This is a genomic window from Stenotrophomonas sp. STEN087, assembly GCF_056759115.1.
Genome location: NZ_JBRRCR010000115.1, coordinates 1 through 10,527, shown reverse-complemented (window position 1 = coordinate 10,527; position 10,527 = coordinate 1). Strand labels below are relative to the sequence as shown.

Annotated in this window: 11 protein-coding genes; 8 read left to right on the top strand and 3 right to left on the bottom strand. The window is 68.9% G+C overall.

Annotation, left to right across the window (positions count from 1 at the left end; all coding sequences use genetic code 11):
• The first annotated feature begins 237 nt into the window (after positions 1-237).
• From lldR to ACVOK1_RS19115, 4 genes are read left to right on the top strand one after another with little or no spacing between them, the layout of a single operon-like run.
• Positions 238-1,002 (top strand): transcriptional regulator LldR, encoded by a 765-nt coding sequence (lldR, locus tag ACVOK1_RS19130; protein ID WP_481562949.1) that lies wholly within the window; start codon positions 238-240, stop codon positions 1,000-1,002.
• Between the two features lie 18 nt (positions 1,003-1,020).
• Entirely contained in the window at positions 1,021-2,160 is a 1,140-nt protein-coding gene (gene lldD, locus ACVOK1_RS19125) for an FMN-dependent L-lactate dehydrogenase LldD (RefSeq protein ID WP_481562948.1), read from the top strand.
• Positions 2,157-3,863: a D-lactate dehydrogenase gene (dld, locus tag ACVOK1_RS19120; RefSeq protein WP_481562947.1), complete on the top strand. Its 1,707-nt coding sequence runs from the start codon at positions 2,157-2,159 to the stop codon at positions 3,861-3,863. Before lldD ends, dld begins: the two co-directional genes overlap by 4 nt.
• 46 nt (positions 3,864-3,909) lie before the next feature.
• On the top strand, positions 3,910-4,794 hold the full coding sequence (locus ACVOK1_RS19115) for a hypothetical protein (RefSeq protein WP_481562946.1): 885 nt from the start codon (positions 3,910-3,912) through the stop codon (positions 4,792-4,794).
• 144 nt (positions 4,795-4,938) lie between these two features.
• Here the strand turns inward: ACVOK1_RS19115 and ACVOK1_RS19110 are convergent, their stop codons facing one another.
• Complete coding sequence (locus ACVOK1_RS19110) at positions 4,939-5,235, bottom strand: I78 family peptidase inhibitor (protein WP_406235916.1); 297 nt, start codon at positions 5,233-5,235, stop codon at positions 4,939-4,941.
• Positions 5,236-5,402: 167 nt separating this feature from the next.
• On the opposite strand from ACVOK1_RS19110, the gene ACVOK1_RS19105 reads away from it, so the two are divergent.
• Together ACVOK1_RS19105 and ACVOK1_RS19100 are read left to right on the top strand one after the other, a co-directional pair.
• Positions 5,403-6,083 carry a decarboxylase gene (locus ACVOK1_RS19105; protein WP_481562945.1) on the top strand — a complete coding sequence of 227 codons (681 nt, stop codon included), beginning with the start codon at positions 5,403-5,405 and terminating at the stop codon, positions 6,081-6,083.
• Positions 6,084-6,156: 73 nt separating this feature from the next.
• The gene (locus tag ACVOK1_RS19100; RefSeq protein WP_108769122.1) at positions 6,157-6,936 is read left to right on the top strand and encodes a CDP-diacylglycerol diphosphatase; all 780 of its coding nucleotides are present in this window, start codon (positions 6,157-6,159) and stop codon (positions 6,934-6,936) included.
• Here ACVOK1_RS19100 and ACVOK1_RS19095 read toward each other — a convergent pair.
• Positions 6,933-7,544 (bottom strand): GNAT family N-acetyltransferase, encoded by a 612-nt coding sequence (locus ACVOK1_RS19095; RefSeq protein WP_108769121.1) that lies wholly within the window; start codon positions 7,542-7,544, stop codon positions 6,933-6,935. The two genes, ACVOK1_RS19100 and ACVOK1_RS19095, sit on opposite strands and share 4 nt — an antisense overlap.
• A 201-nt stretch (positions 7,545-7,745) precedes the next feature.
• On the opposite strand from ACVOK1_RS19095, the gene ACVOK1_RS19090 reads away from it, so the two are divergent.
• Positions 7,746-8,393, top strand: a complete 648-nt coding sequence (locus ACVOK1_RS19090) for a hypothetical protein (RefSeq protein ID WP_481562944.1) — start codon at positions 7,746-7,748, stop codon at positions 8,391-8,393.
• Between the two features lie 33 nt (positions 8,394-8,426).
• Here the strand turns inward: ACVOK1_RS19090 and ACVOK1_RS19085 are convergent, their stop codons facing one another.
• Positions 8,427-9,068 carry a hypothetical protein gene (locus ACVOK1_RS19085; RefSeq protein WP_481562943.1) on the bottom strand — a complete coding sequence of 214 codons (642 nt, stop codon included), beginning with the start codon at positions 9,066-9,068 and terminating at the stop codon, positions 8,427-8,429.
• Positions 9,069-9,253: 185 nt separating this feature from the next.
• On the opposite strand from ACVOK1_RS19085, the gene ACVOK1_RS19080 reads away from it, so the two are divergent.
• Entirely contained in the window at positions 9,254-10,414 is a 1,161-nt protein-coding gene (locus ACVOK1_RS19080) for an amidohydrolase family protein (protein ID WP_481562942.1), read from the top strand.
• The last annotated feature ends 113 nt before the right edge of the window (positions 10,415-10,527 follow it).

Sequence of the window (10,527 nt, the reverse complement as noted above, 5' to 3'; positions counted from 1 at the left end):
CCTCGCGCTGCGGGGGTGGGGGGCTGCGGCCCCCCCCCCCGGGGGGCTCCCCCCCCGGGGGGGCTCCCCCCCCCTGGGGGTCGCACCCCAATTGCGGCAAAATGGTCGGACCAATGTCGGCGCGAAACCTGTGATTAAATGGGCTCTCCGCCTGCTTTGATTGCCTGCCTTGAATCGCCAGCGCATCCTTTGCCACGAATGGTCATACCAAGTTGCGTCCGCCGCGCGGTGGACGCCATGACCTCGCCGCGCGTCTCTGACAAGGTCGCTGCACAGCTGCGCCTGCTGGTGCAGGAACAACAGCTGCAGCCCGGCGACCGGCTGCCGGCCGAGCGCACCCTGGCGCTGGAGCTGGGCGTCTCGCGCACCGCGTTGCGCGAGGCCATCGCGCAGCTGGCCAGCCAGGGGCTGCTGACCGCGCGCGTCGGTGGCGGCACCTACGTGGCCGACCCGGCGGCACTCGCTCGGCAGGCGCTGCAGGAACCCCTGGTGCCCTACCTGCCGGTGTTCCAGGGCGATCCGGAATACCGTTTCGATGTGCTGGAGATCCGCCACGCGCTGGAAGGTGCCACGGCGTGGCACGCCGCGCTGCGTGCCACCGACGAGGACCGCGCGCGCATCAGCCGCGCCTTCCAGACCATGCTGGACGCGCACGGCAAGAATGACCCGGCCGGCGAGGCCGCAGCCGATGCGGCCTTCCACCTGTCCATCGCCGAGGCCTCGCACAACCTGGTGATGCTGCAGGTGATGCGCGGCCTGTTCGAGCTGCTGCAGACCAACATCTCGCAGAGCCGCGAGAAGCTCTACACCTCGGCAGCAACCTTCTCGCCGCTGTCCGACCAGCATCGCGAGATGATGGATGCGGTGCTGGCGGGCGATCCCGAACGCGCGCGCGCCGCTGCCCATGCCCACCTTGAGTTCGTGCACACCACGCTGCGCACGCTCGATGACAACGAAGCCCGGCGTGCGCGGGCCTCGCGTCTCCCTTCCCCGCATGGCTGATGACTTCCGGTTGACCCCATGATCATTTCCGCTTCCACCGATTACCGTGCCGCCGCCGAGCGGCGACTGCCGCCGTTCCTGTTCCACTACATCGATGGCGGCGCGTATGCCGAGCACACGCTGAAGCGCAATGTCTCCGACTTGTCCGACATCGCGCTGCGCCAGCGCATCCTGCGCAACATGTCCGACCTCAGCCTGGGAACCGAGCTGTTCGGCGAAACGCTGGCGATGCCGGTGGCGCTGGCGCCGGTCGGCCTGACCGGCATGTACGCCCGGCGCGGTGAGGTACAGGCCGCGCGTGCGGCTGACAGTCGTGGCATTCCGTTCACCCTGTCGACCGTCTCGGTGTGCCCGATCGAGGAAGTGGCGCCGGCCATCCAGCGGCCGATGTGGTTCCAGCTGTACGTGCTGCGCGACCGTGGCTTCATGCGCAACGCGCTGGAGCGTGCGCAGGCGGCCGGTGTGACCACCCTGGTGTTCACCGTGGACATGCCGGTGCCCGGCGCGCGTTATCGTGACGCGCATTCGGGCATGAGCGGTCCCAATGCCTCGCTGCGCCGCGTCGGCCAGGCCATCACCCACCCGCGCTGGGCGTGGGACGTGGGCCTGCTCGGGCGCCCGCACGACCTCGGCAACATTTCCGCCTACCGCGGCAACCCGACCGGGCTGGCGGACTACATCGGATGGCTGGGCAGCAACTTCGACCCGTCCATTTCCTGGAAGGACCTCGAGTGGATCCGTGAGTTCTGGAAGGGGCCGATGGTGATCAAGGGCATCCTCGATCCGGACGACGCGCGCGATGCAGTGAAGTTCGGCGCCGATGGCATCGTGGTCTCCAACCACGGGGGCCGCCAGTTGGATGGCGTGCTGTCCACCGCACGCGCACTGCCGGCCATTGCCGATGCAGTGCAGGGCGACCTGAAGATCCTCGCCGATTCGGGCATCCGCAATGGCCTGGACGTGGTGCGCATGCTGGCGCTCGGCGCCGATACCGTGCTGCTGGGTCGGGCCTTCGTGTATGCGCTTGCCGCACAGGGGGAGGCCGGCGTGGCCAACCTGCTGGACCTGATCGCCAAGGAAATGCGGGTGGCGATGACGCTGACCGGTGCGCGCCGGATCGCCGACATCGGCCGCGACTCGCTGGTCAGCCTGCCATGAGCGGCCACGCGAGCGTGCTGGCGCAGCTGCGCATGGCCGTCGGCAGCCGCCATGTTCTGACCGGCGACAAGGCGACCCGGCGGTTCCGCCGCGGCTATCGGTTCGGCGACGGCCAGGTGCTGGCCGTGGTGCGCCCGGGCACGCTGCTGGAACTGTGGCGGGTGTTGCAGACGGCGGTGCATGGTGGAGCGGCGATCATCCTGCAGGCGGCCAACACCGGCCTGACCGGTGGTTCGACTCCCGATGGCGATGACTACGGGCGGCCGATCGTACTGGTCAGCACGCTGCGCCTGACCGGCATCCAGCTGTTGAACGAGGGCCGCCAGGTGCTGTGCCTGCCCGGCGCGACGCTGGATCGTCTGGAACAGACGCTGGCACCGCTGGGGCGCGAGCCGCATTCGGTGATCGGCTCGTCGTGCATCGGTGCCTCGGTGCTGGGCGGCATCTGCAACAACTCCGGCGGTTCACTGGTGCGCCGTGGCCCGGCCTATACCGAGTTGGCACTGTTCGCGCAGGTCGATGCGCAGGGCCAGCTGCAGCTGGTCAACCACCTTGGCATTGCCCTCGGCGAGACGCCCGAGCAGATCCTGCAGCGTCTGCAGGCGGGCGACTACAGCCCCGCCGATGTCGGCGATGGCGATGGCCGCGCTGCCTCCGATGCGCGCTATGCCGAGGATGTGCGACGTGTCGATGCGGATACGCCGGCACGCTTCAACGCCGACCCCAGCCGTCATTACGAGGCGTCCGGTTCGGCGGGCAAACTGGCGGTGTTCGCCGTGCGCCTGGATACGTTCGAGAAGGAAGCCGCCGAGGTGTTCTACATCGGCAGCAACCGCACGGCCACGCTCACCACCATCCGCCGCCAGCTGCTGACCGGCTTCGAACGCCTGCCGATCGCCGGGGAGTACATCCACCGCGATGCGTACGACATCGGCGAGCGCTACGGCAAGGACACGTTCCTGCTGATCGATCGCCTCGGTACCGCGCGGGTGCCGGCGGCGTTCGCGCTGAAAAGCCGCGTCGATGGCTGGTTCGAGCGGCTGGGCCTGCGCGGGGTGACCGACCGGGTGATGCAGGCGCTGGTCGGCCTGCTGCCGTCGCACCTGCCGCCGCGCATGGGCGAGTTCCGCCAGCGGTATGAGCATCACCTGCTGCTGAAGGTGTCGGCGCAGGATGCTGCGGAGACCGAGCGCTGGCTGCGCGAGTGCTTCGCCAACCATGAGGGTGGCTTCTTCCGCTGCAGTGCCGAGGAGGGACGCAAGGCCTTCCTGCATCGTTTCGCCGTGGCCGGCGCGGCGGTGCGCTACCGCGAAGTCCATCGTGCGCAGGTGCAGGACATCGTGGCGCTGGACATCGCCCTGCGCCGCGATGACGCCGACTGGTTCGAGACGTTGCCGGCCGATATCGACGGCCGCCTGCTGCACAAGCTGTACTACGGGCACTTCCTTTGCCATGTGTTCCACCAGGATTACATCGCGCGCAAAGGCGAAGACCCGATGGCCATCGAACATGCGATGTGGGCGCTGCTGGACAAGCGTGGCGCCGAGTACCCGGCCGAACACAACGTCGGCCACCTGTACCCGGCCAAGCCGGCGCTGGCCGGATTCTATCGGCAGCTGGATCCGAGCAACACGTTCAATCCCGGTATCGGCCACACATCCAAGGTGGCGGGGTGGGGCGGCTGCGATTGCAGCGGGCATTGACTATCATCGGCATTCCGCAGGGACGCGCCGACGCGCAGGAATGACGATGCACACGATGATTTCCCGAGCCGCGTGGCTTGCGCTGTTGCTGTCCGCGCCGGTACTGGCATCTGCGCAGGGCTCGATCCTGCCGCAGCAGCGCGACGCCGCAGGCAATGTGTTGGAACCGCTGGGGCAGGTGCTGTTGCCCGGCGAGGATGGCGGCGACCGCCTGCAGAACTGCACGGCCGATCGTGCCTGGTGCGTGGCCCTGCAGCCCAGCGACACCGAAGGTGAGGTGTCCAACACGCTGGTGGTGACCGAACGTGCACAGGGCACGGGCCAGCCGCAGTCCTGGCACGTGACGATGGATGTGCCGTCTGAAGGTGAGCTGTCACTGTGGCCATGGATCGTGCGCCTGGCAACGGGCGTGGGTGCCGACCAGGCCGTGGCCGATCCGCAGCAGCGGGCACGACAGAACGTGCTGGTCGGCGGCATCAGCAAGGTCAGCAACATGTATTCCGGCGGTGGTGCCGACGCGTCCCGCCTGCAACTGGCACGGGTGCGGCACCTGGACGACGGCATCCAGGTCGACAATGACGTGCTCGGCGTGGCCTGGGCGGGACATGCGGAGATCCGTGCCTGCTTCAGCGAGCAGGACATGAAGCAGCGCGCAGGCGCCTGCCATGACAGCTACGGGTTCTCGGCCAGGCTCTCGCTGGATTCCACCGCTACGGCGATGCCGGTGCTGCGCTACCAGACGGTGGCCACGCGCTTCCCGGCCGGTGTGTCACGCAACGAGGATTCGCTGGCCAAGGGCCCGCTGGCCAAGAAGGACCTGCGCACCGAGCAGGACCCGGCGTGCACGTATGTGCGCACGTTCCGCTTCAGTGACGGTGCTTACCAGCCGGACCAGGCACTGCCGGACTGCGCGGGCTATACCGAGCCCTGAGCGCGGTAGAGTCGAGCTTGCTCGACGGCGTTTGCCACGGCAGCCGAGCATCGCTCGGCTCTACAGAAGGCAAGAGCAGCCGAGCATGGCTCGGCTCTACAGAAGGCAAGGGCAGCCGAGCATGGCTCGGCTCTACGGTCGGGGTCACTCGCAGCGTGCGGCGGTGATGACGTTGTTCTTGTCCACGTACACGCGCAGGCGGTCCGGGCGGATGTCCTTGGTGGTGATGGTGGTCGGTCCGATCGGGTTGACCAGGCCGGCGCCGCTTTCACGGGACAGGCGGCGCATGTTCTCTTCGTTGCCCGACTGGCCGACGGCCCAGCCGAGCTGGCTGGCATCGCAGCGGCCGCTGCCCTTGACCTGCGGGCCGGGCGTGCTGACGCATGCCGACAGCAGCAGTGCAGTGGCAGGAAGCAGCAGGAACAGGCGGTGGGCAGTCATGCGGGCGCTCCATTGCAGGGGAATGGCCGCACGATAGCACTGTCTGACGCGGCCCCGGCAGCGATCGGATCATTGCCGCTGGCCGACCGCCGATGCATAGTGCGCGAACGTACGGCATCGCGCCGACGGGCAGGTCGGGCCATTCCGGCGCAGGTGCGGAACAGGGTATGACGTCAGGCGAAGCGCACGGACAGGGCTGGCTGACCTCGATGGCGTTGCTGCCGTTGCTGCCGTTGCTGCTGGCGGCCGCGACAGTCAACGCCGCGGCCATTGATCCGGCAGTGGCGGCCGCAACCGCCGATGCTGCCCCCGTGTTCGGTGGCTGGCGCAACCTGCAGACCGAGGCCGGCCATGAGCCGGCGCAGCGCAACCTGGCGTTCGGCATGCTGCCGCAGGAAGCGACCCGTGGCGACCGCTTCGTCATCCTTGATCGCGAAGGCCACCGCGCGGTGTGCTGCCTGCAGGTGGCCAGCCCGTCGCTGGGCGTGGCCGCGCTGCGCGAGCAGTACCACCTCGCACAGGCCGGGGTGGATGACCTCGGCAACGTGCGCAGCCCGTCCCGCCCCTATGTGCCGCATGTGTATGCGATGCAGCGGGTGGATGAGCTGGCCGATTACACCTTCGCCGATGTTGCCGGTGCCTACAGCGATCTGGGTGGCCTGCTGCTGCCGGAAGCGGCAGCGCTGGACCCGGAGGCGACCACGGTGCGCCTGGGTGAGGTGCAGTACCGGCTGCAGTTCCAGCGCCAGCCCTTTGCCGATGACGATGGTGCGCTGGACCGCTACACCCTGCAGGCCCCGGGCCAAGGCCCGGCGAAGGTCGTGGAAGTGCCGTTCGGGACGTACTGAGCCGGTCGATGCGGGCAGTCGAGCACGCTCGACCCTACAATGTTCGCTGCGCCTGTTTACCTGAGTTTCCACCGTGTCCCTGCGTCCCCTGCTGCTGTTGTCCCTGACCACGCTGGCTGCTTGTGCCAGCGCGCCGCCGCCGCCGCCGGCCCATTCCGATGCGCTGTGGCGCCTGATCGAACGCGACTGCGAAGGGGCTGATGGCCCGCGAGGTGCCTGCCTGCAGGTGCAGCCCGGCGCCGACCGCCGCGACGTACTGGTCAAGGATTCGCATGGGGATTACCAGTTCCTGCTGATGCCGCTGGACAAGGTCAGCGGCATTGAAAGCCCCGGCCTGTACCGCAGGGGCGTGCCGAACTACTTTGCCGCCGCATGGCAGGCGCGCTCGCACACCCAGCAGGCGCTTGGCCAGCCGCTGCCGCGCGAAGTGGCCAGCCTGGCGTTGAACTCGCCGCATGGTCGCTCGCAGCACCAGCTGCACATCCACGTGGACTGCCTGCGTGCAGACGTGGTGCAGGCGCTGGACGCACAGCGTGCGGCGCTGGGGCAGCAGTGGGCGCCGCTGCCGGTGCCGCTGCGTGGCCACCCGTACCAGGCGCGCGTGCTGCCGGGCGCGGAGCTGACCGCCAACCCGCTGAACCTGCTGGCCTTCGACCTGAGTGGCCCGGCCGACGTCGGCAACTGGAGCCTGCTGGTGGCCGGTCACCGCGATGCGCACGGCGCCCCCGGGTTCGTGCTGCTGGCGACCCGGCTCGACACCGCCACCGGCAACGACGCCAGTGCCGAGGAGCTGCAGGACCACGCCTGCAGCGTGCTGACCGGCGCCGGTTCCGCGCTGGAGCGGGTGCGCTAGCCCCGCGCGGGGTGCTGGCGGCGCCAGGTCGGCGCCGTCAGCGCATGCAGGCTGCGGTCTTCCCAGCCGTCAGGGCCCAGGTGATGGTCGCGCAGCAGGCCTTCGTTCTCGAAGCCGGCGGCGCGCAGCACGTCTGCAAGCCCGGCGCTGTTGTCGGGCGGGAGCATCACATAGACGCGGTGCAGTCCGACCTGTTCGAACAGGAACGGGCACAGTGCCTGCAGCGTGTCGGCGAAGCGCTGCGCATCGGTCCAGTCGGCCTGGCAGAAGCGCTGCAGCTCGGCGCTGCGATCGCGCGCGGACTGCAGCCGCACGGTCAGCTGGTCGATCAGGGTATGGCTGGGCTGGTCGAACACACCCAGCAGCAGGCGGTCATTGTCCTCCTGCAGGCGCGAGCGCTGGATGCCGATGAACAGCTGCACCTCGGCCTCGCTGCGGCAGTTCACGTTGCAGCGGGTGCGGCGCTGCCCGCACAGCGTGCGCCAGCCAGGCAGGTCGGTGCGCTGCAGTGAGCGCAGGTTGATGGAACCATGGCCCAGCAGCAGCAGGTGGCGGCGCAGTACCGGGTGCAGGGCAGGAGGGGAGGTGGGGTTCGGTTCGATGCACATCCGGCCACGATCCCGTCTGCGCGGGGCGATGCCCATGAAATTTGTTGCAAAGTGAGGAGCATACTGCGCGATGGTCCGGGTCCGTTCAGGGATGAAGGCGCGGTTGCAGGACGCTTGTTTGTGCGATGCAGATGGCGCAACGTGTGCGAACGGTCGATGCTGTGGCCTTTCCACACACGGAGTGCACGGATGGATGCAAGGATGCTGTTGATCGCCGGGATGGTGCTGGGCGTGTTGCCGGGTTGCCACCCGGGCGAAACCGGAACTGCGCGCAATGAGATCGCGCAGGCCCCCGTCAAGGCGGCCGCATCGCAAGCGCAGGCGACCGGTCACGTCGCGACTCCCGATGATGCGCCTGCGCCTGTGTCTGTGCCTGCGCGTCCACGTGCCGCCGCAGCCATGCCGTCGGCACAACACGCCATGCCATCGAATGCGGCCTATCTCGCAGGGGAGTCGCAACTGCTGAACGGCGGCGAATTGTCGGGCGACCAGGCCGAGGCCGTCCTTCTTTCCAGCAGAAGCTTCAAAGCAGCCCTGCAGCAGTTCGAAGCGGATGCGTCGCTGAGTCCGGATGCGCAGGATCTGACCCGGTTGTACCAGGCCGCGGCGACCCGTGCGCTGGGCGAGGACGTGGCGCTGGCCTCGCTGACGTGTGGCTATACCCTGTGCATGGGCGAGGTGCGCAGCCGCAGCCAAGGTGGATTCCGTGACTGGGTTGGCCTGTTCGGCAAGGACCGCGGCGCACCGCACTACGCGTTGATGACGGCCGAGTATCCGCTGGGAAACGGGCAGTCCTCGGGGCGTTTCGTGTTCTCGATCGATCCCACTGCCAACGGCATCAGCCAGTAGCGTCGAGCCTGCTCGACTACCGCTCGCTCGCCGTCAGGGCAGCGCCTGCACGCTGTACGACTCGATGACGTAGCTGAAGGCCTGTTGCTGGCGGTCGCGCAGCAGGGCACGCACTTCCAGGATGACGCCATGGTCGCCATCGCCGCGCGGTGGCCAGAAGGGCTGGTCGGCAAGGGTCTGGCGCTGGAAGCCGAGGGGGCCGACCACGCGGCCGAAGGGTTCGTCGCTGCTGTCCAGCACCTGGTTCATCGCCGCGCTGAGGCGGCCCGGCAGGTACCAGTTGTCGGCTTCGGAGAGCACGCTGCTGCCGCAGACCAGCTGCACGCGACGGTAGCGCAGCGGCGTATCGGCACCCGCGCCGAGCGCCTTGAGTACGTCGGCCGGTGCCGCCTTGTCCTGGCCATGCACGCGCACGGCGCGCACGCGGGCCTGTTCGGCCAGGCCATGCTCGGCGCACCAGCTTTCCAGCGTACCGGTTGCACTGGGGCCGGCCAGCACGCGCTGGTGCAGCTGCTCGACCAGGGCGGCGGGCGCGATGCGCTGCTGTCCGGGCGGCGCCTGCAGCGGCGCGGTGGCACCGGCATCGGCGGCGGACAGGCTGGCGATCGGGGCAGCGGCCAGCAGGGATGCGGCCTGCCAGCGGCGGAGACGATCGTGGCGGTCGGACGGGCCCATGCGGCATCACAGCGGAAACAGGCGCCCATGTTACCCGTTCAGGCGTGTCCCCGGCGTGCCGAAAGCGTCGCGACTCGTCGGGCATTCATCGCGTTGCCAAATACGAGGCATGCAGATATTTCGTTGGCCGATGGGCCGGGCGGGGCGCACGATGGGGCCTTGTCTGGCTTTCCGGGAGTTCCCCCATGACCCTGCAGTTCATCCAGGGCGGCGTCGACCGCGAGGGTGCGCCGGTGCATTTCCACATCCGCGACGGGCGTTTTGAGGGTTTCAACCGCGCAACGGGCCCGGCTGAAGGTGCCGAGGTCATCGACCTGCAGGGGTTCACCCTGCTGCCGGGCCTGGTGGATGGGCACATCCATCTGGACAAGAGTTTCGTCGGCGACCGCTGGCATCCGCACCAGCCGGTGGCCAGCCTGCGCGAGCGCCTGGCGGTGGAAAAGGCTGCGGTGGCCGACGCCGCGCCGATGGTGGACCGCGCCGAGGCGCTGATCCGCCAGTGCAGCCGCTTCGGTACCGTGGCGATGCGCTGCCACGTCGATATCGACGCCAGCACCGGCCTGCGCCATCTGCTGGCTGTGCGCGAGGCTGCGCAGCGCTGCGCCGACATCATGCAGATCCAGCTGGTGGCGTTCCCGCAGGCGGGGGTGATGTCCTGCGCGGGCACGGCCGCGGTGCTGGAGCAGGCCCTGGCCGAGGGCGTGGAGGTGCTGGGTGGCATCGACCCGACCACGCTGGATGGCGATGCGGAGGGGCAGCTGGCCCTGCTGTTCGGCCTGGCCGAGCGCTACGTCGTGCGCCTGGACATCCATCTGCACGAACCGGGTGAAACCGGCCTGGCCCAGCTGCTGCGCATCGCCGCGCGTACGCGTGCGGCCGGGCTGCAGGGCAGGGTGGCGGTCAGCCACGCCTATGCACTGGGCGAGGTGCCGCTGGCGCGCGCCCTGCAGGTGGGCGAGGCCTTGGCGGCGGCCGGCGTGTCGATCATGAGCAACGCGCCGGGCGATCACCCGTTCCCGCCGCTGCGGGCGCTGCACGATGCCGGGGTGCGGGTGTTCGCAGGCAACGACAACATCCGCGACTGCTGGTGGCCCTACGGCAATGGCGATCTGCTGCAGCGGGCGATGCTGCTGGGCTACCGTTCGGGGTTTTACACGGATGCCGACCTGATGCTGGCGCTGGAGATGGTGACCACGCATGCGGCGGCGGTGATCGGGTTGCCGGACTACGGGATGGGCGAGGGGTTGCCAGCGACGTTCGTGGCGGTGCGGGCGGATCACGGTCCCGCGGCGGTGGCGGGTGTGCCGGTCGAGCGGCGCGTGGTTGTCCAGGGACGGTGGGTGTAGTCGGCAGGGCTTGCAGCCCTGCACCTGCAGAGACAACGTCAACAGCTAACGTCAAAAGCCTGCATTCCGTGGGATGGCGGGGCGGTGTGGGTGGTCAGGACACGCCGTAAACC